Genomic DNA, 23,021 nt, shown 5'->3' with positions numbered 1-23,021 from the left:
GGCCGGCAGGTGTCGGTGATGGAGCAATCCTGCGTAGTGGATTACAAGAGTAGAGGCGGTCCATTCATGCCCACCCAAGCAAAGCAGAATCAAAATCAATCGCTCAGCGGGTTCGAGTCGTATGTCCCGAAAGAGGGCGAGGAGTACATGGGCGCCCCCATGCGCGCGCACTTCACCAAGATCCTGAACAAGTGGAAACAGGACTTGATGCAGGAAGTCGACCGCACGGTTGACCATATGAAGGACGACGCTGCCAACTTCCCTGACCCGGCCGACCGTGCCAGCCAGGAAGAAGAATTCAGCCTGGAACTGCGTGCCCGCGACCGTGAACGCAAGCTGATCAAGAAAATTGACAAGACGCTGCAACTGATCGAAGACGAAGAATACGGCTGGTGCGAGTCCTGCGGCGTCGAGATTGGCGTCAAGCGACTGGAAGCGCGTCCGACCGCCGATATGTGCGTCGACTGCAAGACCCTCGCGGAAATCAAGGAAAAACAGGTCGGCAAGTAATCGCCGGGGCTGTCATCGAAACGGAGCGTTCATACGCTCCGTTTTTTGTTTGCGATGCTTTCCCCAAGCCTGGTGAGCCCGCCCCCACAAGGGAATATGCTTCGTTGTCCAAATTGCATGCCTACCGCCCGCACCCAGTAACATTCGCCCTATGACTGACTACATCGGACGCTTCGCACCCACCCCCAGCGGTCACCTGCATTTCGGCTCGCTGGTCGCCGCGCTGGCATCGTACCTCGACGCCCGGGCCGTGGGCGGACGCTGGTTGTTGCGCATGGAAGACCTCGACCCGCCCCGGGAAGAGCCCGGCGCGCAAGTAGCGATTCTCAAGGCGCTGGAAAGCTACGGATTTGAGTGGGACGGCGAAATGGTGCGCCAGAGCGAGCGCCACGACGCCTACCAGCAGGTTATCGATCGGTTGCTCAGCCAAGGCCTGGCCTACGCCTGCACCTGCTCGCGCAAGCAACTGGAACCGTACCAAGGTATTTATCCGGGACTGTGCCGCAACGCCGGTCACGATACTGGGGACGCCGCGATCCGGCTGCGTGTTCCCGAACTCCAATACCACTTCGTCGATCGCGTCCAAGGCGAATTTCGCCAACATTTGGGCCGCGAGGCCGGCGACTTCGTGATTCGTCGTCGCGACGGGCTCTATGCCTACCAATTGGCGGTGGTCCTGGATGACGCCTGGCAAGGTGTCACCGATATTGTCCGCGGCGCCGACCTGCTGGACTCCACGCCGCGCCAACTGTACTTGCAGGAACTGCTGGGGTTGCCACAACCGCGTTATCTGCATGTGCCGCTCATCACCCAGCCGGACGGGCACAAACTCGGCAAATCCTATCGCTCGCCACCCCTGACGGCCGATCAGGCAACACCACTGCTGCTAAGGGCGCTACGCGCACTCGGCCAGCAACCGGCGCCGGAACTGGTCGATGCCAGCCCACAGGAGTTGCTGGCCTGGGGCATTCTTCATTGGGATGCGGGCAAGATCCCTCGCACGCTGAGCATGCCCGAAGCGCAAATACGTTGACGGCCCTTGCAGCTTGGCGCCCATCCGTTACCATCGCCGCACGTTTTCGGGCACGTGCTTAAAAAAGAGAGGCCGGGATGTACATCTATCGCTTGGTCCTGCTCCTGGTAGTGGGGATTTACCTGTTCTCCCCGGCCATCATGGATTGGTGGATCGATGCCACGGGTGCCTGGTATCGACCGTATCTGCTCTGGCTGATCCTGATCGTCGTGACCTTCATCCTGCAGAGCCAAAAAGATGCCGATGAGCTTTAGCCTGACCCAGATGATCCTGATCAGCGCCGCCTACCTGGCAGTGCTGTTCGGCGTGGCCTGGATCAGCGAACGAGGCATGATCCCGCGCGCGATCATTCGCCACCCGCTGACCTATACCCTGTCGCTGGGTGTCTATGCCAGTGCATGGGCGTTCTATGGCACTGTCGGCCTGGCGTACCAGTACGGCTATGGTTTCCTGTCCAGTTACCTCGGGGTGTCCGGCGCGTTCCTGTTGGCGCCGGTGTTGCTCTATCCGATCCTGAAAATCACTCGCACCTACCAACTGTCTTCGTTGGCCGACCTGTTCGCCTTTCGTTTCCGCAGTACCTGGGCTGGCGCGCTGACGACGATCTTCATGCTGGTCGGCGTGTTGCCCTTGCTGGCGCTGCAAATGCAAGCCGTCGCCGATTCCATCAGTATCCTGACCCGTGAACCGGTGCAACACCGCGTCGCCTTGAGTTTCTGCGTCCTGATCATCCTGTTCACGATTTTCTTCGGCTCGCGGCACATCGCCACCCGGGAGAAACATGAAGGCCTGGTCTTTGCGATCGCCTTTGAGTCGGTGATCAAGCTGATCGCCATCGGCGGCGTTGGGCTCTATGCCCTGTATGGCGTGTTCGATGGCCCGCAGCAGCTCGAGCTTTGGCTGCTGCAGAACCAGACCGCCCTTGCCGCCTTGCATACACCGCTGCAAGAAGGCCCGTGGCGCACGCTGCTGCTGGTGTTCTTCGCCTCGGCGATCGTGATGCCGCACATGTACCACATGACCTTCACGGAGAATCTCAATCCGCGCTCGCTGGTCAGCGCCAGTTGGGGCCTGCCGTTGTTCCTGCTGTTGATGAGCCTGGCGGTGCCGCTGATCCTCTGGGCGGGACTGAAGCTGGGCGCCAGCACCAATCCGGAGTACTTCACCCTCGGCATCGGCATTGCAGCCAATAACGAGGCGCTGGCCTTGCTGGCCTATGTCGGCGGCCTTTCAGCAGCCAGTGGCCTGATCATCGTGACCACGCTGGCGCTGTCGGGCATGGCCCTCAACCACCTGGTGCTGCCGCTCTACCAGCCACCTGCGGAAGGAAACATCTACCGCTGGCTGAAATGGACCCGCCGTGCGCTGATCGTCGCGATCATCATGGCCGGCTACGGGTTCTACCTCATGCTAGGTGACGGGCAGGACCTGGCGAACCTGGGCATCGTCGCGTTCGTCGCTACCCTGCAATTCCTGCCCGGCGTGTTGTCGGTGCTGTATTGGCCGACCGCCAACCGGCGCGGCTTCATCGCCGGATTGCTGGCGGGAATCCTGGTCTGGCTGGTGGCGATGCTGCTGCCATTGATGGGCAACCTGCAGGGCTTCTATATCCCCCTGCTGAACATGATCTATGTGCTCGACGACACCAGTTGGCACATGGCGGCCATCGCCTCGCTGGCGGCAAACGTGTTGATGTTCACCCTGATTTCACTGTTCACCAACGCCAGCAGCGAAGAAGCCAGCGCCGCCGAAGCCTGCGCGGTGGATAACGTGCGACGCCCGCAACGCCGCGAACTGCACGCGGCCTCGCCCCAGGAATTCGCCACCCAACTGGCCAAGCCCCTCGGCGCCAAGGCCGCGCAAAAAGAAGTCGAGCAGGCTCTGCGCGATCTCTACCTGCCCTTCGATGAACGTCGCCCGTATGCCTTGCGTCGCCTGCGGGACCGGATCGAAGCCAACCTGTCCGGCCTGATGGGCCCCAGCGTGGCCCAGGACATGGTCGAGACGTTCCTGCCCTACAAGGCCGGCGGCGAGAACTATGTCACCGAAGACATTCATTTCATCGAGAGCCGCCTGGAGGATTACCACTCGCGCCTCACCGGCCTGGCCGCCGAACTGGACGCCTTGCGCCGTTACCACCGCCAGACCTTGCAGGAACTGCCGATGGGCGTGTGTTCCCTGGCCAAGGATCAGGAGATCCTGATGTGGAACCGGGCCATGGAAGAGCTGACCGGAATCGCCGCCCAGCGGGTGGTCGGCTCGCGCCTGAGCACGCTGGGCGAGCCATGGAAAGGCTTGCTGCAGGGTTTCATTGACCTGCCGGACGAGCACCTGCACAAACAGCACCTTGCCCTGGACGGCCAGACCCGCTGGCTGAACCTGCACAAGGCAGCAATCGACGAGCCGTTGGCACCAGGCAACAGCGGCCTGGTGCTGCTGGTGGAAGACCTGACCGACACTCAGATGCTCGAAGACAAGCTGGTCCACTCCGAGCGCCTGGCCAGTATCGGTCGACTGGCCGCCGGAGTGGCCCACGAAATCGGCAACCCGATCACCGGCATCGCCTGCCTGGCGCAAAACCTGCGCGAAGAGCGCGAGGACGACGGCGAACTGACGGAAATCAGCGGCCAGATCCTCGAGCAGACCAAGCGCGTGTCGCGCATCGTCCAATCGCTGATGAGCTTCGCCCATGCCGGCGGTCACCAGCACAACGACGAGCCGGTATGCCTGGCCGAAGTGGCCCAGGACGCCATCGGCCTGCTGGCGCTCAACCGGCGCAACTTTGAAGTCCAGTTCTTCAACCTGTGCGACCCGGAACACTGGGTCGACGGCGACCCCCAACGGCTCGCCCAGGTGCTGATCAACCTGCTGTCCAACGCGCGCGACGCCTCACCGGCCGGCAGCGCGGTACGGGTCAAGAGCGAGGCTTTCGAACACACCGTCGATCTGATCGTCGAAGACGAAGGCAGCGGTATTCCACAGAACATCATGGACCGATTGTTCGAACCCTTCTTCACCACCAAGGATCCTGGCGAAGGCACCGGTCTGGGCCTTGCACTGGTCTATTCCATCGTTGAAGAGCATTATGGACAAATCACCATCGACAGCCCGGCCGATGTTCAGAGCCAACGCGGCACCCGTATCCGGGTGACCTTGCCGCGTCATGTCGAAGCGACGTCCGCTGTGAACTGAGACCGTCGAGAGAATCGAATCAATGCCGCACATTTTGATCGTCGAAGACGAAACAATTATCCGCTCCGCCTTGCGCCGCCTGCTGGAACGCAACCAGTACCAGGTCAGCGAAGCCGGTTCCGTGCAGGAAGCACAAGAACGCTTCAGTATTCCGACGTTTGACCTCATCGTCAGTGACTTGCGCCTGCCTGGCGCCCCGGGTACCGAGCTGATCAAGCTCGGCCAGGGCACGCCCGTGCTGATCATGACCAGTTACGCCAGCCTTCGCTCGGCGGTCGATTCGATGAAGATGGGCGCGGTGGATTACATCGCCAAGCCTTTCGATCACGACGAGATGCTCCAGGCCGTGGCCCGAATACTGCGAGACCGACAGACGGCGAGCAGCCAACCTACGGACGCGACGAACGGCAAAGCCGTGGCGTCCGGTAAAGTGGGCGCCAGCAACAGTAACGGCGAAATCGGCATCATCGGCTCTTGCCCGCCAATGCAGGACCTCTACGGCAAGATCCGAAAAGTGGCACCGACCGACTCCAACGTGCTGATCCAGGGTGAGTCCGGTACCGGGAAGGAACTGGTGGCCAGGGCGCTGCACAACCTGTCCCGCCGAGCCAAGGCCCCGATGATCTCGGTGAACTGCGCAGCCATTCCGGAAAGCCTGATCGAGTCCGAGCTGTTCGGCCATGAAAAAGGTGCGTTCACAGGCGCCAGCGCCGGACGCGCCGGCCTCGTTGAAGCGGCGGACGGCGGCACGTTGTTTCTCGATGAGATCGGCGAGCTCCCCCTGGAAGCCCAGGCGCGGCTGCTACGCGTGCTGCAGGAAGGCGAGATTCGTCGAGTCGGCTCCGTGCAATCGCAGAAGGTCGATGTGCGCCTGATCGCGGCGACCCATCGGGACCTCAAAAACCTGGCGAAGATCGGTCAGTTCCGCGAAGACTTATATTATCGCCTGCACGTCATCGCGCTGAAGTTGCCGCCCCTGCGCGAACGTGGTGCGGACGTCAATGAAATCGCCAATGCGTTCCTTGCCCGCCAGAGCGCGCGGGTCAACCGCACCGACCTCAAGTTTGCCCCGGACGCCGAGCAGGCGATTCGTCATTACGCCTGGCCCGGTAACGTGCGGGAGCTGGAAAACGCCGTGGAGCGCGCGGTGATCCTGTGCGAGAGCCCGGAAATCTCTGCCGACCTGCTGGGCATCGATATCGAGCTGAGCGACCTGGACGATGAAGAGTTCATCGGGCTGGCGCCGCAACAGAACGGCGCGAACAACACCAGCCATGAGCCCACCGAGGACCTGTCACTGGAAGACTACTTCCAGCATTTCGTCCTGGAGCACCAGGACCACATGACCGAGACGGAACTGGCACGCAAGCTGGGCGTAAGCCGAAAATGCCTGTGGGAACGCCGTCAGCGCCTGGGGATTCCACGGCGCAAGACCGGGGCTACCAGCGAAAGCTGAGGTGCCCAGGTAACACCGCTGGATGTGAAAAAACTGTTACCTCAGCTTTTTCACGTAACAAAAGCCGGGGTTTACGGTAACGAAACCCCGGCTTTTTTTCGCCCCGAAAAACGCGACATGACCACGGAACCCCCGGTTTCGCGGGGCCTTGCAAAAGTTGGCACGCACCCTGCTATAGCTTTGGTACAAGAACAACAACAAGCAATGCACAAGACAATAAAAATAAGACGAATCGACTCACGCACAATAAAAACAAGACGGCGAGAGGCGTAGCTAACTGATTCTTTTGGAGAGGCGTTGTATTTGGGGCTTGCCCCACAACCAGGCCGAGAACAATAAAAACTGTCTCAAGACAGGTGCCTGAACTGGTTGGATCGATTGATCACTGCAACACAGCGACCAAAGCAATCCGTTTGCTCTTGGCTCCCGATTGGGAGGGTCACGAAGGGAAAACCTCGTGGCGCGGGCACTCAACAAAAACAAGAAGCCCGAAACCAATAATAAAAACAGAGCACGCAACTAATTCTGGGGGAGCTTCGGCTCCCCTTGTGGTTTCTGTCGTTCCGCCTTCCCCGCGTCCTACAAGCTTGTCGCTCGAAGCTTGCAACTCAAAACTCCTGTGTCCTACACCATCCCTCGACTAAATGCTAGAATCCCCGCCCATCATGCGGCCATTCTTCGTTTATGGCCGAATATTCCTTCAAACAGTGCATCCCATGCTGAAGAAGCTGTTCCAGTCATTCCGTTCTCCCTTGCGTCGTACGCAACACATACGCAGCACGCCTGAAGTGCTCAATAGCGGCCAGCATTCGTTGCAAAAGGCACAATTCAGCCGTTACGCGGTGAACATCGTCGAACGCCTGCAGAACGCCGGCTACCAGGCTTATCTGGTCGGTGGGTGCGTGCGCGACATGCTGCTCAACATCACCCCCAAGGATTTCGACGTCGCCACCAGCGCCACTCCTGAGCAGATACGCGCCGAATTCCGCAACGCGCGAATCATCGGGCGCCGCTTCAAGCTGGTGCACATCCACTTCGGCCGCGAAATCATCGAAGTGGCGACGTTCCGTGCCAACCATCCGCAGAGTGATGAAGACGAAGACAGCAACCAGTCTTCTCGCAACGAAAGCGGACGCATCCTGCGCGATAACGTCTACGGCACGCTGGAAGAAGACGCGCAACGCCGTGACTTCACCATCAACGCCTTGTATTACGATCCGGTCAGCGAGCGCATCCTCGATTACGCCAACGGCGTACACGACATCCGGAATCGGCTCATTCGCCTGATCGGCGACCCCAAGCAGCGCTACCAGGAAGACCCAGTGCGCATGCTGCGGGCCGTGCGCTTTGCCGCCAAGCTGGATTTCGGCATCGAGAAGCACAGCGCCCTGCCGATTCGCGACCTGGCCCCCATGCTCAGGGAAATTCCCTCGGCGCGCCTGTTCGAAGAAGTGCTCAAGCTGTTCCTTTCGGGCAACGCCGCAGACACCTTCGAGATGCTCGTCGACCTGCAACTGTTCGACCCGCTGTTCCCGGCCAGTGCCGAGGCGCTGGAATACAACCCGACCTACACCCACACCTTGATCAGCGAAGCACTGATCAACACCGACCTGCGCATCAAGCAGAACAAGCCGGTAACCCCGGCGTTCCTGTTCGCCGCCTTGCTCTGGCCGGCCCTTCCCGCCCGCGTTTTGCGGCTGCAGGAACGCGGCATGCCGCCGATCCCGGCGATGCAGGAAGCCGCTCACGAGCTGATCGCCGAACAGTGCCAGCGCATTGCCATTCCAAAACGCTTCACGATGCCGATCCGCGAGATCTGGGACATGCAGGAACGCCTGCCCCGGCGCAGCGGCAAACGTGCCGACCTGCTGCTGGACAATCCACGTTTCCGCGCCGGCTACGACTTCCTTCTGCTGCGCGAAAGCGCCGGCGAACAGACCGATGGCCTGGGCGAGTGGTGGACCGATTACCAGGACGCCAATGAAAGCGAACGCCGCGACATGATCCGTGAGCTCAGCGGCAAGGATGACGGCACCAGTGGCCCGCGCAAGCGCCGTCGCAGCAGCGGTGCCAAGCGCAAGCGTGCCGGTGTACCGAGCGCCTCGGGCGAATAAGCGATGGAACGCATCTACATCGGCATGGGCAGCAACCTGGCCGAGCCCACCGAACAATTGCGCAGCGCCATCCAGGCACTGGCGCAATTGCCTGACACCCAACTGGTTGGGGTTTCGGCGTTTTATCAAAGCGATTCCCTACTGCCCGGCCAGCCGCGCTACACCAACGCGGTGGCGGCGCTGGACAGCCGCCTGGCACCGCTGGACCTGCTCGATGCGCTGCAAGCGATCGAAACCGGACAGGGTCGCGAGCGCCTGGAGCGCTGGGGTCCGAGGACGCTGGACCTGGATATCCTGCTGTTTGGTGATCGGCTGATCGACGAACCCCGCCTCAAGGTCCCGCACTACCACATGCAAGCCCGGGCCTTCGTACTTTATCCCCTGGCAGAGTTGGCGCCCGCCGACCTGCGCCTGGCTGATGGACGCCTGCTACGGGACCTCCTTGCAGCGTGCCCATTCGCAGGACTGGAACGCCTAGCCCCGAACTGACACAGATCCACCTATGGGATCCGGGACCAGGCAGTCAGATCCGGAACGCCCCTCGACGCTGAAACGCATCAGTAACCACGGTAACACCCGGCGGTAACACATCCAATTGACTTCCCCGGTACTCCTCACGACTATAGGCGTCCCGTCGCCGCCAACGCGGCGCTAATGGGCGCAATCCAGGCCTTACAAGCACCACGCTTAGAAGGTGCGCCTGTATTCGAGCGCCTAATGAGGACTTTTTCATGCCAGCTATTACCCTGACCACGCTGCAAGGTCTCAAGCAAAAAGGTGAAAAAATCACCATGCTGACCTGCTATGACGCCACCTTCGCCCATGCCTGCAACGAGGCCGGTGTCGAAGTGTTGCTGGTGGGCGATTCCCTCGGCATGGTGCTGCAAGGTCACGACAGCACCTTGCCGGTGACAACCGCCGAGATGGCCTATCACGTAGCCGCCGTCAAACGCGGTAACACCGATGCGCTGATCCTCGCCGACCTGCCCTTCATGGCCTACGCCACCCTCGAACAAACCATGACCAACAGCGCCATGCTGATGCAGGCCGGCGCGCACATGGTCAAGATCGAAGGCGCGTTGTGGCTGGCCGACTCGATCCGCCTGCTGGCCGAGCGTGGTATCCCGGTGTGCGCGCACCTGGGCCTTACTCCCCAGGCGGTGAATATCCTCGGGGGCTACAAAGTCCAGGGCCGCAGCGAAAACCAGGCGCGGCAGATGCGTGCCGATGCAATTGCGCTGGAACAGGCCGGGGCGGCCATGCTGCTGCTCGAATGCGTGCCAAGCGAGTTGGCCCAGGAAATTACCCAGGCGGTGAACATCCCGGTGATCGGCATCGGCGCCGGCAACGCCACCGACGGCCAAGTGCTGGTGCTCCACGACATGCTCGGGCTGTCGATCACCGGTCGCGTGCCGAAATTCGTGAAAAACTTCATGGCTGGACAACCTTCTATCCAGGCAGCCCTGCAAGCCTATGTCGCCGAAGTGAAGGCCGCATCCTTCCCGGGCGCAGAACACGGATTCTCCGCATGAACACCGTCAAGACCGTACGCGAACTCCGGGCCGCCGTGGCCCGCGCCCGCGGCGAGGGCAAGCGCATCGCCTTCGTCCCGACCATGGGCAACCTGCACAGCGGGCACATGGCCCTGGTGACCAAAGCCTCGCAGCGAGCCGATTTCGTCGTGGCGAGTATCTTCGTCAACCCGCTGCAATTCGGCGCGGGCGAAGACCTGGACAAATATCCCCGTACCCTCGCCGCCGACCAGGAAAAACTGCTCCAGGCCGGGTGCCACCTGCTGTTCGCGCCCAGTGTCGAGGAGATGTATCCCGACGGCATGGCCGGACAGACTCGGGTCAGCGTGCCGCAGTTGTCCGAAGGCCTCTGCGGCGCCAGCCGTCCGGGGCATTTCGAGGGTGTGGCAACGGTGGTCAGCAAGTTGTTCAACATGGTCCAGCCGGACCTGGCAGTGTTCGGCCAGAAAGACTTCCAGCAACTGGCGGTGATCCGCGCCCTGGTCCATGACCTGAACATGCCGATCCAGATCATCGGCGAGCCGACCGTTCGCGCCGAAGACGGCCTGGCGCTGTCGTCGCGCAACGGCTTCCTCAGCCCTGAGCAGCGCGCCGTCGCGCCAGTGGTCTACCGCGTCCTGAGCCAGATCGCCGAAGCTATCCAGCAAGGTCATCGAGATTATCCGGCCTTGATCGGCGAGCACCTCAAGCAACTCGAAGCGGCCGGCCTGCGCCCCGACTACCTGGAAATCCGCCACGCCAAGACCTTGCGCCCGGCTGTGAGCGAGGATCGCGACCTGGTCATCCTGGCCGCCGCTTTCCTGGGCACGACACGGTTGATCGACAACCTGCACCTGGATCTCGACGGTCCCGCCTGATATCCCAAAACCTTGCTCGCGATAGCGATTCGCCAGGCGACATCCATGCCAACTGACGCGCCGCCATTGCGAGCAAGCTCGCTCCCGCAGGGATCAAGCGGTGTTATTGCCGCTTCGGCTGCCTTCGGGCAAACTGCCCGCCGTTTGGACCCGACCAGAGGAAACACCCATGCACGCCATCATGCTCAAGGCCAAGCTGCACCGCGCCGAAGTCACTCACGCCGTGCTCGATTACGAAGGCTCCTGCGCCATTGACGGTGAGTGGCTGGACCTGTCGGGCATCCGCGAATACGAACAGATCCAGATCTATAACGTCGACAACGGCGAGCGTTTCACCACCTACGCTATCCGTGGCGAGGAAGGCTCACGGATGATTTCCGTCAACGGCGCCGCCGCGCACAAGGCCAAGGTCGGCGATCGCGTCATCATCTGCGCCTACGCTCATTACAGCGAAGCCGAGCTGCTCAACTTCAAGCCGCGCATGCTGTATATGGCGCCGGGCAACGAACTGAGCCACACCAGCAACGCCATTGCGGTCCAGGTTGCCTGATCGGAACACCCGCTCCCCCTTCTCCCCCGTGGGGGCGAGCAAGCTCGTTCCCACAGTTGATTATCTCCGTCTGTCGGCCCCTTCCAGCTCAAGTTGTATAAAAAAGTACCGGGAAACTGTCAGACAAAGTCAAGACAGATCGCAACGCGAGGTTTACTGTAGTCGCCCTGTGCCTGGCGATCATGTCGACGCAGTTGTCCGGACGCCCGCTTCGAGCCGCGCCGGAATTTTTAGTGTACAAAAGGTCGTTCAAGTAAAAAGGAAACCCGCAGCGATGGCGTATTACCGAACTCCTCAAGACGTGACCGCTCTGCCCGCCTGGCAAGCGCTGAATGACCACCGCAAAGCCATGCAGGATTTCAGCATGCGCGAAGCGTTCAATGCCGATCCGCAGCGTTTCAACCAATTCACTCTATCGAGCTGCGGCCTGTTTCTCGACTATTCGAAGAACCTGATCAACGCCCAGACCCGCGACCTGCTGGTGGGCCTGGCGAACGAAGTAGACCTCCAGGGCGCGATCAAGGCGCTGTTCGAAGGCGAGATCGTCAACGCTTCGGAAAACCGCCCCGCCCTGCACACCGCCCTGCGTCGCCCGGTCGGCGACAAGCTGTTGGTCAACGGCGTCAACGTGATGCCGGACGTGCACAAGGTGCTGAACCAGATCACCGACCTGGTGGGCCGCATCCACGACGGCCTGTGGCGCGGCTACACCGAGAAGCCGATCACTGACGTGGTGAACATCGGCATCGGTGGCTCGTTCCTCGGGCCACAGTTGGTATCCGAAGCGCTGTTGTCCTACACGCACAAGGGCGTTCGCTGCCATTACCTGGCGAACATCGACGGCAGCGAGTTCCACGAGCTGACGATGAAACTGCGCGCTGAAACCACGCTGTTTATTGTCTCGTCGAAATCGTTCAACACCCTCGAGACCTTGAAAAACGCCCAGGCTGCACGCGCCTGGTACCTGGCACAGGGCGGTTCGGAAGCGGAGCTGTATCGCCACTTCATCGCGGTGTCGAGCAACAACGCCGCCGCGGTGGCATTCGGCATCCGTGAAGAGAACATCTTCCCGATGTGGGACTGGGTCGGCGGGCGCTACTCGCTGTGGTCGGCCATCGGCCTGCCGATCGCCCTGGCCATCGGCATGTCGAACTTCAAGGAATTGTTGTCCGGCGCCTACTCCATGGACCAGCATTTCCAGAGCGCGCCGTTCGAACAGAACATGCCGGTGCTGCTGGCATTGCTGGGCGTGTGGTACGGCAACTTCTGGGGTGCGCAGAGCCACGCGATCCTGCCGTACGACCACTACCTGCGAAACATCACCAAGCACCTGCAACAGCTGGACATGGAGTCCAATGGCAAGAGCGTTCGCCAGGACGGCACGCCGGTCTCCACCGATACCGGCCCGGTCATCTGGGGCGGCGTGGGCTGCAACGGCCAGCACGCCTACCACCAGTTGCTCCACCAAGGCACCCAACTGATCCCGGCCGACTTCATCGTACCGATCGTCAGCTTCAACCCGGTTGCCGACCATCACCAGTGGCTGTACGCCAACTGCCTGTCCCAGAGCCAGGCCCTGATGCTTGGCAAGACCCGCGCCGAAGCCGAGGCCGAGCTGCGCGAGAAGGGCGCCAGCGAAGCAGAAGTCCAGAAACTGGCCGCTCACAAGGTGATCCCGGGCAACCGTCCGAGCAACACCCTGGTGGTCGAACGCATCAGCCCGCGCCGCCTCGGTGCGCTGGTCGCGCTGTATGAGCACAAGGTCTTCGTACAAAGCGTGGTCTGGGGCATCAACGCCTTTGACCAGTGGGGCGTGGAGCTGGGCAAGGAGCTGGGCAAAGGTGTCTACAACCGTCTGGTGGGCAGCGAAGAAACCGCGGCCGAAGACGCCTCGACCCAAGGCCTGATCAACTACTTCCGCGGGCGTCATCGCGGCTGATCGTATCGCCGCTCCACAGCTCACCGCTGCTCCTGTGGGAGCGAGCCTGCTCGCTCCCACACTGGTTCCATGTAGAACTTGAACTCGATATTCACTGGGCGCATCTTTATATCTTGTCGCAAAACAAGAATAAGGAACCGTCATGTTCGATATCAGCCAGTACCCCCAAGCCGATGCCGTCCGCCGGGCTGCGCAACTGAGTCAAGACGAGTACAAGCGGCTCTACAAGGAATCCATCGAACACCCCAGCGCCTTCTGGGCCGAGCAGGCCACGCGCTTTCTCGACTGGATGACGCCGTGGCAGACCGTCCAGCGCTATGACCTCAAGAATGGCGAGGCCAGCTGGTTTGCCGGTGCCAAGCTGAACGTCACCGCCAATTGCATCGACCGTCACCTGGAGACCCGCGGCGACCAGGTAGCGATCATCTGGGAAGGCGACAACCCCGCCGAATCCGCACAGATCACCTACAAAAAACTTCACCACCACGTTTGCCGACTGGCCAATGTGCTGAAAAGCCGTGGGGTGAAAAAAGGCGACCGGGTGTGTATCTACATGCCGATGATCCCGGAAGCAGCCTACGCCATGCTCGCCTGCACCCGCATCGGTGCGGTGCATTCAGTGGTATTCGGCGGGTTTTCACCGGATTCGCTGCGCGACCGGATTCTCGACGCCGATTGCCGCACCGTCATCACCGCCGACGAGGGCGTGCGCGGCGGGCGCTTCATACCGCTCAAGCGCAATGTCGACAAGGCGCTGGAAAGCTGCCCGAACGTCAGCACCGTATTGGTCGTCGAGCGCACCCAGGCCGAGGTGGATTGGGTCGAAGGTCGCGACCTCTGGTATCACCAGGCCACGCATGAGATGAGCGACGACTGCCCGCCCGAGCCGATGGACGCCGAAGACCCGTTGTTCATCCTCTACACCTCCGGCAGCACCGGCAAGCCCAAGGGGGTGCTGCACACTACCGGCGGTTATTTGCTGCAAGCGGCGATGACCTTCAAGTACGTATTGGACTACCGCGACAACGAGGTCTTCTGGTGCACCGCCGACGTCGGCTGGGTCACCGGCCACAGTTACATTGTCTATGGCCCTCTGGCCAACGGCGCCACCACGTTGATCTTCGAAGGCGTGCCGAGCTACCCAAGCAGCTCGCGCTTCTGGCAGGTGATCGACAAACACCAGGTCAACATTTTCTATACCGCGCCGACGGCTCTGCGCGCCCTGATGCGCGAAGGCGCCAAGCCCCTGCAGGAAACGTCTCGCAAGAGCCTGCGACTGCTCGGCAGCGTCGGTGAGCCAATCAACCCCGAGGCGTGGGAATGGTACTTCAACGTCGTCGGCGAGCAACGCTGCCCGATTGTCGATACCTGGTGGCAGACCGAAACCGGCGGCATCATGCTCAGCCCCTTGGTGAGCGCGCCACGGCTCAAGCCGGGCTGCGCCACTCGGCCGATGTTTGGCGTGCAACCGGTGCTGCTGGATGAGGCCGGCAAGGAAATCAGCGGCCCGGGCAGCGGGGTCTTGGCGATCAAATCCAGTTGGCCGGCGCAGATTCGCAGCGTCTACGGTGATCACCAACGCATGGTCGATACGTACTTCAAGCCCTACCCCGGCTATTACTTCACCGGCGACGGCGCCCGCCGCGACGAAGATGGCGATTACTGGATCACCGGCCGCATCGACGACGTGATCAACGTCTCGGGCCACCGCATCGGCACCGCCGAAGTGGAAAGCGCGCTGGTACTGCACGACAACATTGCCGAGGCGGCGGTTGTCGGTTACCCCCATGACCTCAAGGGCCAGGGCATCTACGCGTTTGTAACGCCTATGGACGGCGTCGAGGCCAACGACGCGCTGAAGCAGGAATTGCTGGCCCATGTCAGCAAGGAAATCGGCAGTTTCGCCAAGCCGGAGCTGATCCAGTGGGCGCCGGCCCTGCCGAAGACCCGCTCGGGCAAGATCATGCGCCGGATCCTGCGCAAGATCGCCTGCAATGAGCTCGACAGCCTCGGCGACACCTCGACCCTGGCCGACCCGAGCGTGGTGGAGGGCTTGATCGACAAGCGCTTGAATCGCTGAGGCTATGCAAAAACCTGTGGCGAGGGAGCTTGCTCCCTCGCCACAGGACGGTGTCTGACTCGTAACCTTGTGCAACCTCAAACCCGATCCTTCATAGCTGCTAAACTCCCGCGCCTCATTTCTCTAAGGCGCGCCCGGCATGTCTTCCTTGAATCTGGCGCTGCGCGCCGCCCTCGACCAGCGCCAGGCCCTGCTCGGCCAACTGCACCAGCAAGGCACCGACTGCTATCGCCTGTTCCACGGCAGCCAGGAAGGCGCGCCCGGCCTGACCGTCGACCGCTACGGTCCGCAACTGCTGGTGCAGAGTTTCCATCAGTCGCTGGAACTCGACCCCTTGCTGCAACTGCACGGCATCGTCAATGAATACCTGGGCCTGGACACCCTGCTGGTCTACAACGATCGCGCCCGGGGCAATTCGCGTATCGACCGCCAGGACAGCGTCTATCAGGCCGACGAAGCCGCCCTGCAAGACCTCGTCGGGCATGAATGGGGTTTGAACTACCGCGTTCGCGGCCGCCATGCCGGCCAGGATCCGTTGCTGTTCCTCGACCTGCGCAACGCCCGCGGCTGGGTCAAGGCGCACAGCCGGGACAAAAGCGTGCTGAACCTGTTCGCCTACACCTGTGGCGTAGGCCTTAGCGCCGCGGCCGGTGGCGCGCGGGAGGTCTGCAACCTGGACTTCGCCGAAGGCAACCTGGCGGTGGGGCGCGAGAATGGCCTGCTCAATCCCGATCTACCAGCGATGGAGTTCGTGCAATCGGATTATTTCCCAGCGATTCGCCAGTTGGCCGGCTTGCCCATCAGCCAACGGCGCGGACAGAAACTGCCAAGCTACGTACGCCTGGAACAGCGTCAGTACGATCTGGTATTGCTCGATCCACCCGCATGGGCGAAGAGCGCATTCGGCACCGTCGATCTATTGCGCGACTATCAAAGCCTGCTCAAGCCGGCGCTGCTTGCCACCGCCGACGATGGCGTGCTGATCTGCTGCAACAACCTGGCGAAAGTGTCCATGGATGAATGGCGCGAACAGGTATTGCGTTGCGCGCAGAAGGCTGGCCGCCCGGTCCGCGAGTGGAGCGTGCTGGCACCCGGCGACGATTTCCCGTCGCAGGATCAGCAACCACCCCTTAAAACGTTGATCCTTCAATTCTGAGCACGCCTCGGCAATCCCACGGAAAAAACGGACAAATCTGATAAAACACAGTGGCTTCGGAACCGTAAACGCATGCCATACTCCAAGGCACTCCGATTCATACCAGACGAAGCCACACATGCCCAAAGGACTGATTCGCGCTTTCGGCGCCCTGTTGACCGCACTGGCCCTCTACAGCCTGTTGGGTTTCCTGATCTTGCCGGGCATTGCCCTGCGCATCGTCAATCAGCAACTGGCCGCCCATGCCACGGTGCCGGCCCAGATCCAGCGCATCGAACTCAACCCTTTCAGCCTTGAATTGACCTTGTGGGGGCTGATGATCGGCGAGCCGGGCAAGGAACAGGTCGGCTTCGAACGCCTTTACGCCAACCTGCAAGCCGACAGCCTCTGGACCGGCGCCCTGCACCTGGCGGACATCGAACTGGACAAGCCCAAGACCGAAGTGGTGTTCGCCAAGGACGGCCAGTTGAACCTGCTGGGCCTGTTCAAGCTGCCGCCCAGCGAGCCAACCCCGGCCGACCCGCAGGCCAAGCCGTTTCCCCTGCGAGTGGATCGGATCAAGCTCGCCAGCGGCTACGTGCACTTTCAGGATTTGCGCCCCAGCGAGCCCATTGAATTCCTCTACGACGCCCTCGACTTCGAGCTGAAAAACCTCAGCACGTTACCCGATGACAGCGCCGACATGACCTTGGTGGCCGCAGGCCCCAACGGCGGTCAGCTCGACTGGACCGGTAATTTCAGCCTCACCCCGATATCGTCCCAAGGCACGCTCAAGATCACAGGCGGCCAGATGAAAGCCTTTTGGCCCTATGTACGCGACGCGGTGCCGCTGGTGTTGGAAAACGGCGTGCTGGACCTCAGCACCGACTACAAGCTCAACCTCGCCAAGGGCACGGAACTGTTGCTGAGCAACGCGGCCGTCAGCGTCGCGCCCTTCGCCATGAAGGCGCCTGACGGCCGCCCGCTGGCAAGGCTGGAGCGCCTGGACGTGAGCGAAACCTCGTTGGACCTGGCGAAGCAACAGGTCATCGTCGGCAAGATCCGCAGCCAGAAGCTGGAAACCTGGGCCGCTCGCGAAGCAGACGGACAATTGGACTGGCAAAAGCTCTTCGCCAGCCAGCCAGCCAAACCGCAAGTGAAGGCAGAACCGGCCTCGGCCCCGGCAGCCGCCGACTCGCCCAAACCTGAGCCGACAGCACCCAGCAAGCCTTGGCAAGTACTGCTGAAGGACGTGCAGTTGCGCAACTACCAAGTGCACCTGGCCGACCGCCAGGCCCAGCCGCCCTTGGCCCTGGAAGTCGGCCCGCTGAACCTCGACCTGCAGAACTACGACACTCTCAATGGCTCGCCCTTCAACCTCAAGCTGGATACGGGGCTGGGCAAGCAGGGCAAGATCCTCGCCGACGGCGTAGTCAACCTCAACCCGGTCACCGCGAAGCTCAACGTCAAGACCCAGGACATCGACCTGCGAGTCGCCCAGGCCTACATCAACCCGTTCATTCGCCTGGAGCTTCGCTCCGGGATGCTCGGCAGCGACCTGGTGGTGGACCTCAAGAGCACCGAGCCGTTGGCACTGGCCGTCACCGGTCGTGCCCAGGTCGATCAGTTGCATACGCTCGACACACTCAAGACCCGCGACTTCCTCAAATGGCAACGCCTGGAACTCCAAGGCCTCAACTACCAGCATGGCGACAGCCTGTCGATCGACAAGGTCAATCTGTTCCAGCCCTACGCGCGCTTCATGATCAATGACGATCGCACCACCAACGTCGATGACCTGTTGATCGCGCAACCCGCCGACAGCCCTGCCAAGAACACCGCGGCCAAACCGGCGTCGAAGGAAAAGCCCTTGGGCATTCATGTCGGTGCCATTGCCATCAACGACGGCTCGGCCAACTTCGCCGACTTCAGCCTGACGCCGAACTTCGCCACGGCCATCCAGCAACTCAACGGTGAGATCGGCACCATCGACAGCCGCCAGGCCAAGCCCGCCACCGTGGACGTCAAAGGCAAGGTCGACCGCTACGCACCGGTGACCATCAAGGGCGCGGTCAACCCCTTCGACCCGATGGCCAGCCTCGATATCGCCACCAGTTTCAAGCGGGTCGAGTTGACGACCCTGACGCCCTACTCCGGCAAGTTCGCCGGCTATCGCATCCGCAAGGGCCGTCTCAATCTCGACCTGCACTACCGGATCACCAAGGGCCAGCTCCAGGCTGACAACAAAGTCGTGGTCGAGCAATTGCAGTTGGGTGAGAAAGTCGACAGCCCGGACGCCGTGAGCCTGCCGCTGAAACTGGCCGTCGCCCTGCTCAAGGATTCGGAGGGCAGGATTTCCATCGAGCTGCCGGTTTCCGGCGACCTCAATGACCCGCAGTTCAGTGTCATGCCGATTGTCTGGCAAACCCTGCGCAACCTGGTGGTCCGCGCGGCCCAGGCGCCCTTCAAGCTGATCGGCGGGCTGGTGGCCGGCGGCGGCTCGGAAGACTTGGGCAGCGTGGCATTCGCCCCGGGGTCCAGCGACCTGAGCCAGGAAAACCAAAGCGTGCTGCTCAAGTTGTCCGAAGCCTTGGGCAAACGTCCGGAACTGCGTCTGGAAATCGAAGGCACCGCCGCCGAAAGCAGCGACGGACCGCTGCTCGCCGCCCAGCGCCTGGAGCGCGAATACCAGTACAACTACTACAAGATGCTGCAGCGCCGTGGCGATAAAGTGCCGGCCAAGGCTTCCTTGCTGCAAGTACCGGAAGATGAAAAGGCCCCGCTGCTGGAAGGCATCTATCGCACTCGCCTGAAGACCCAGCCACCGGCTGAATGGACGCAACTGGATAAAAAGGCTCGCACCGACAAGCTCCGTGAAGGCGTCATCAAGTTCTGGAGCGGCAGTGATGTGCTGTTGCGCGAACTGGGCCAGGAGCGGGCGAGCAGCATCAAGGACTTCCTGGTGGACAAGGGCAAGCTGGCCGATGACCGCGTGTACTTCATCGACGCCAGCCTCGGCCAGGCCGAAAAAGACGGCACCGTCATCACGCCAATGCATTTGGATGCGGAATGAAATGAAGTACCTGTACGGACTCGGCCTGGGCTTGTTGCTTGCCGCCGGCCATGCCTCGGCCGCCACTACACTGCGCTGTGGCAGCCACCTGGTCAGCGTCGGCGATCGCTCGAGCGAGGTGTTGCGCAAATGTGGCGAGCCGGCGGCGCGGGATGACCTGGGCTACAAACGCAGCGTCAACCGCAGGGAAGAGTACCCGGTGGAGGAATGGACCTACGGGCCCAATAGCGGGATGTACCAGTACTTGCGCTTCGAGAGGAATCGGCTGGTGGAAATTACCAGCAGCCGTGGGCGGTGACTGGGCTATTCCCTGCAGGCCTCTGCTGACAGTACCTGCTCGCGGAAGGAGCGGCGATTTCCCTGCCTGGCGCACTTTTTCTTTCCCAGAATAGAACAGGCCCCGGCACGAATGCCGGGGGCCTGTAATGGCCACGTCCGTGTGGCCTTTCGCATGAACTCCAAAGCGACGGCAAGCGTATAACCCAGCCCGCTTGCCGCGCCTTCTCCCGTCCAGGCGAGAAGCCTTTCCTTACTCGGATTTCAGGCCATCAGCCGATACGGCTTTGACGCCTTTGATTTTCTTGGTGATCGCGACGGCGGTGTCTTTCTGCGCATCGCTCAGGACAGTGGTCGAAGACAGGGACACGACGCCCTTGTTGGTTTCAACCTTGATGTCGGAGCCTGGAATGCCTTTCTCGGTGACCAGGTCGGCTTTGACCTTGGTGGTGATCCAGGTATCGGAAACGTCTTCCTTAGCCTCTGTCACTTCGCCCGCAGCCAGCATCATCGGGGCCTGAGTTGCTTGAGTGGTCTCGGCGAAAGCGCTAGCCATGGTCAGGGTCAGTGCAGTGGCAGCAGCGGCAGTGATAGCGAACTTCTTCATACGAGTAACTCCTGTTTTTCTCAGAAACTGCCGAAAGTGCATCGCGGCAGGTTGTCAGGAGTAGTGCGAAGGCTGTGCCAGTTTTGAAACAATGTAAAAAACGTTATTAATCAGTAAGTTAAGCGAAGCGGCTTTTTTCATTATCATGCAAATTGCATGACCGAGGGATTTAGTACATGCAAGTTGCGGGTTTCGGTGGGTTGCTAAGCTTATGAATTCCTGAGATTTATTTTAAGAAGGGGAATTGCTCGTTCCGTAATATGACGAAGCCCCGCAGATGCGGGGCTTCGGTTGGGTCTCGCTTAAGCGATCAACCGGCTCCGCCGGCCGCTACGGTGCAGCCGCCCGCTGGCAAGAACTCTTCAGCAACATTAGAAGCACAACTCCAGGCACCCGTCCCGAGACGACTGAGAGTGATCGTTTTACCTACGATGGAAGAAGGCGCTTCCTTGATGGTGCAAGTGATGGTGGCGGTCCCGGCAGCAGCATCACCTGCGACAGCCATTGTGCAATTATTGCTTGATGCAGGTACGCCCGTGTTGGTAGCGGTTGGTGTTGTACCTTTATTCAGCAAGTCTTCAACCGGCACCTTCAACGAAGAAGCCTCCGCCAGCCCGACCGTCACCTTCGCTCGCGCCTGATACTTTGAATACTGCGGCAACGCAAACGTCGCCAGGATCCCAATGATCGCCACCACGATCAGCAGCTCGATCAGCGTAAAACCCTTTTGCTTTCTCATAGACATCTCCCATGCATGAGTCGAAATCTCATGACCTGAAACGGCCATTGCAGAGCGCATGCCAACCCTGGAAGCCCCGCCAATCAAGGCTTTCCTGTCTGCAAAAGACCTACGTGGCACCCCAACAACCGCACTATCTGACGCTTTTTGTCACCTCTGTGCGCTGGTCAGGCACCGATGCTTGACTAGGCTATAAATCAAGAACAGTCCGCGTCCGGTATCCCCATGAATGACATCGCCCTCAGCGGCCTGGCCAAGCAATTGGTGTTGGCTGAACTGATCACCGAACAAAGCGCGCAGCAGGCTTTTCAACAGGCCCAGCGCAATCGAGTGCCCCTGGTCAGTTACCTGGTGCAAAACAAAATGATCCAGAGTCGCCAGGTGGCGGAAATTGCCTCGGAGCATTTCGGTATCGCCCTGCTGGACCTCAACAGCCTCGACAAGGACAACCAGCCCACCGGCCTGGTCAGCGAAAAACTGGTGCGCCAGCACCACGCGCTACCGCTATGGCGGCGCGGCAACAAGCTGTACGTAGGTATTTCCGACCCCACCAATCATCAAGCCATCAACGACATCCAGTTCAGCACCGGCCTCACCACCGAAGCCATCCTGGTGGAAGACGACAAGCTCAGCGACGCCATCGAGAAATTCTTCGAATCCAGCAGCACCGGGCTGGAGGGCATGACGGATGTCGATCTCGACGGCCTGGACATCGAGTCGATCGACGACCGCAAGCAGGACACCATCGCCGGCCAGGACGGCGACGATGCGCCCGTGGTGCGCTTCGTCAACAAGATGCTGTTGGATGCCATCAAGGGCGGCTCTTCCGATTTGCACTTCGAGCCCTATGAAAAAACCTACCGGGTGCGGGTGCGTACCGACGGCATGCTGCGGGAGGTCGCCAAGCCCCCCATCCAACTGGCCAACCGCATTGCCGCGCGCCTGAAAGTCATGGCAAGCCTGGACATTTCCGAGCGACGCAAGCCCCAGGACGGTCGGTTGAAGATGCGCCTGTCGAAAACCAAGTCCATCGATTTCCGGGTCAATACCCTGCCCACGCTCTGGGGCGAAAAAGTGGTCATCCGGATTCTCGATCCCTCCAGCGCGCAAATGGGCATCGACGCCCTGGGCTACGAACCGGAGCAGAAAGACCTGTACATGGCGGCCCTCAAGCAACCGCAAGGGCTGATCCTGGTGACCGGGCCGACCGGCTCGGGCAAGACCGTGTCGCTCTATACCGGCCTGAACATCCTCAATACCGTGGATATCAACATCTCGACCGCCGAGGACCCGGTGGAGATCAACATGGAGGGCATCAACCAGGTCAACGTGAATCCGCGCCAGGGCCTGGATTTCGCCCATGCCCTGCGCTCGTTCCTGCGCCAGGACCCGGACGTGATCATGGTCGGTGAGATCCGCGACCTGGAAACTGCCGAGATAGCCATCAAGGCCGCACAGACCGGGCACCTGGTGTTGTCCACCCTGCACACCAACAGCGCCGCCGAAACACTGATCCGCCTGCAGAACATGGGCATCCCTGGCTTTAACATCGCCACGGCGGTGCACTTGATCATTGCCCAGCGCCTGGCGCGCAAGCTGTGTGCCCAGTGCAAAAGAGCCATCGAGATTCCCGAGGAAACCCTGCTCAAGGAAGGTTTCCCCCGGGAACGCATCGGCTCATTCACGATCTATGAGCCGGTCGGTTGCGAACAGTGCAACAACGGCTACAAGGGTCGCGTGGGGGTATACGAAGTGGTGAAGAACACGCCTGAGCTGCAACGGCTGATCATGGCCGAAGGCAACTCCCTGGAAATCGATCTGCAAATGCGCAAGGACGGCTTCAACGACTTGCGCACCTCGGGGCTGTTCAAAGTGATGCAAGGCATCACCAGCCTCGAAGAAATCAACCGGGTCACCAAGGATTGAAC

18 protein-coding genes are annotated in these 23,021 nt (G+C 61.0%); 16 read left to right on the top strand and 2 right to left on the bottom strand.

Features of this window, described 5'->3' with window-relative positions; genetic code table 11:
* Nucleotides 1-66: 66 nt before the first annotated feature.
* The 15 genes from dksA (at nucleotide 67) to JZ00_RS24695 (ending at nucleotide 19,769) form a co-directional block, all read left to right on the top strand.
* A complete protein-coding gene (gene dksA, locus JZ00_RS24765; RefSeq protein ID WP_039593855.1) occupies nucleotides 67-510 on the top strand; it encodes an RNA polymerase-binding protein DksA in 444 nt (147 codons plus the stop codon).
* A 151-nt stretch (nucleotides 511-661) separates the two neighbouring features.
* Nucleotides 662-1,543 (top strand): tRNA glutamyl-Q(34) synthetase GluQRS, encoded by an 882-nt coding sequence (gluQRS, locus tag JZ00_RS24760; protein ID WP_039593856.1) that lies wholly within the window; start codon nucleotides 662-664, stop codon nucleotides 1,541-1,543.
* Nucleotides 1,544-1,620: 77 nt separating this feature from the next.
* Nucleotides 1,621-1,797 (top strand): hypothetical protein, encoded by a 177-nt coding sequence (locus JZ00_RS30980; protein WP_003176118.1) that lies wholly within the window; start codon nucleotides 1,621-1,623, stop codon nucleotides 1,795-1,797.
* The gene (locus tag JZ00_RS24750) at nucleotides 1,781-4,735 is read left to right on the top strand and encodes a sensor histidine kinase (protein WP_162488976.1); all 2,955 of its coding nucleotides are present in this window, start codon (nucleotides 1,781-1,783) and stop codon (nucleotides 4,733-4,735) included. The genes JZ00_RS30980 and JZ00_RS24750 overlap by 17 nt, the downstream gene beginning before the upstream one ends.
* 22 nt (nucleotides 4,736-4,757) lie before the next feature.
* The gene (locus tag JZ00_RS24745; protein WP_039593858.1) at nucleotides 4,758-6,191 is read left to right on the top strand and encodes a sigma-54-dependent transcriptional regulator; all 1,434 of its coding nucleotides are present in this window, start codon (nucleotides 4,758-4,760) and stop codon (nucleotides 6,189-6,191) included.
* Between the two features lie 716 nt (nucleotides 6,192-6,907).
* The gene (locus tag JZ00_RS24740; protein ID WP_039593859.1) at nucleotides 6,908-8,305 is read left to right on the top strand and encodes a polynucleotide adenylyltransferase PcnB; all 1,398 of its coding nucleotides are present in this window, start codon (nucleotides 6,908-6,910) and stop codon (nucleotides 8,303-8,305) included.
* Nucleotides 8,306-8,308: 3 nt separating this feature from the next.
* Nucleotides 8,309-8,794, top strand: a complete 486-nt coding sequence (gene folK, locus JZ00_RS24735; RefSeq protein ID WP_039593860.1) for a 2-amino-4-hydroxy-6-hydroxymethyldihydropteridine diphosphokinase — start codon at nucleotides 8,309-8,311, stop codon at nucleotides 8,792-8,794.
* Between the two features lie 242 nt (nucleotides 8,795-9,036).
* Nucleotides 9,037-9,837, top strand: a complete 801-nt coding sequence (gene panB / locus JZ00_RS24730) for a 3-methyl-2-oxobutanoate hydroxymethyltransferase (protein WP_039593861.1) — start codon at nucleotides 9,037-9,039, stop codon at nucleotides 9,835-9,837.
* On the top strand, nucleotides 9,834-10,694 hold the full coding sequence (gene panC, locus JZ00_RS24725; protein WP_039593862.1) for a pantoate--beta-alanine ligase: 861 nt from the start codon (nucleotides 9,834-9,836) through the stop codon (nucleotides 10,692-10,694). The genes panB and panC overlap by 4 nt, the downstream gene beginning before the upstream one ends.
* 169 nt (nucleotides 10,695-10,863) lie before the next feature.
* Complete coding sequence (panD, locus tag JZ00_RS24720) at nucleotides 10,864-11,244, top strand: aspartate 1-decarboxylase (protein ID WP_039593863.1); 381 nt, start codon at nucleotides 10,864-10,866, stop codon at nucleotides 11,242-11,244.
* 274 nt (nucleotides 11,245-11,518) lie between these two features.
* Nucleotides 11,519-13,183, top strand: coding sequence for a glucose-6-phosphate isomerase (pgi, locus tag JZ00_RS24715; protein WP_039593864.1), 1,665 nt, complete (start codon nucleotides 11,519-11,521; stop codon nucleotides 13,181-13,183).
* A 142-nt stretch (nucleotides 13,184-13,325) separates the two neighbouring features.
* Nucleotides 13,326-15,263 carry an acetate--CoA ligase gene (gene acs, locus JZ00_RS24710; protein WP_039593865.1) on the top strand — a complete coding sequence of 646 codons (1,938 nt, stop codon included), beginning with the start codon at nucleotides 13,326-13,328 and terminating at the stop codon, nucleotides 15,261-15,263.
* 139 nt (nucleotides 15,264-15,402) lie between these two features.
* Nucleotides 15,403-16,419, top strand: coding sequence for a class I SAM-dependent rRNA methyltransferase (locus tag JZ00_RS24705; RefSeq protein ID WP_039593866.1), 1,017 nt, complete (start codon nucleotides 15,403-15,405; stop codon nucleotides 16,417-16,419).
* A gap of 118 nt (nucleotides 16,420-16,537) precedes the next feature.
* The gene (locus tag JZ00_RS24700) at nucleotides 16,538-19,471 is read left to right on the top strand and encodes a DUF748 domain-containing protein (RefSeq protein WP_039593867.1); all 2,934 of its coding nucleotides are present in this window, start codon (nucleotides 16,538-16,540) and stop codon (nucleotides 19,469-19,471) included.
* Nucleotide 19,472: 1 nt separating this feature from the next.
* On the top strand, nucleotides 19,473-19,769 hold the full coding sequence (locus JZ00_RS24695; RefSeq protein ID WP_039593868.1) for a DUF2845 domain-containing protein: 297 nt from the start codon (nucleotides 19,473-19,475) through the stop codon (nucleotides 19,767-19,769).
* Between the two features lie 231 nt (nucleotides 19,770-20,000).
* Here the strand turns inward: JZ00_RS24695 and JZ00_RS24690 are convergent, their stop codons facing one another.
* Together JZ00_RS24690 and JZ00_RS24685 are read right to left on the bottom strand one after the other, a co-directional pair.
* Complete coding sequence (locus tag JZ00_RS24690) at nucleotides 20,001-20,354, bottom strand: BON domain-containing protein (protein ID WP_030140250.1); 354 nt, start codon at nucleotides 20,352-20,354, stop codon at nucleotides 20,001-20,003.
* A 310-nt stretch (nucleotides 20,355-20,664) separates the two neighbouring features.
* Nucleotides 20,665-21,093: a pilin gene (locus JZ00_RS24685; RefSeq protein ID WP_039593918.1), complete on the bottom strand. Its 429-nt coding sequence runs from the start codon at nucleotides 21,091-21,093 to the stop codon at nucleotides 20,665-20,667.
* Nucleotides 21,094-21,318: 225 nt separating this feature from the next.
* Here JZ00_RS24685 and pilB point away from each other — a divergent pair, with 225 nt between their 5' ends.
* Nucleotides 21,319-23,019: a type IV-A pilus assembly ATPase PilB gene (pilB, locus tag JZ00_RS24680; protein ID WP_039593869.1), complete on the top strand. Its 1,701-nt coding sequence runs from the start codon at nucleotides 21,319-21,321 to the stop codon at nucleotides 23,017-23,019.
* Nucleotides 23,020-23,021: the final 2 nt, after the last annotated feature.

This window comes from Pseudomonas frederiksbergensis, from assembly GCF_000802155.2.
GTDB classification, from domain to species: Bacteria; Pseudomonadota; Gammaproteobacteria; order Pseudomonadales; family Pseudomonadaceae; genus Aquipseudomonas; species Aquipseudomonas frederiksbergensis_A.
The sequence above is the reverse complement of the archived record's forward strand: the minus strand, read 5'-3'. Positions and strand labels throughout refer to the sequence as shown.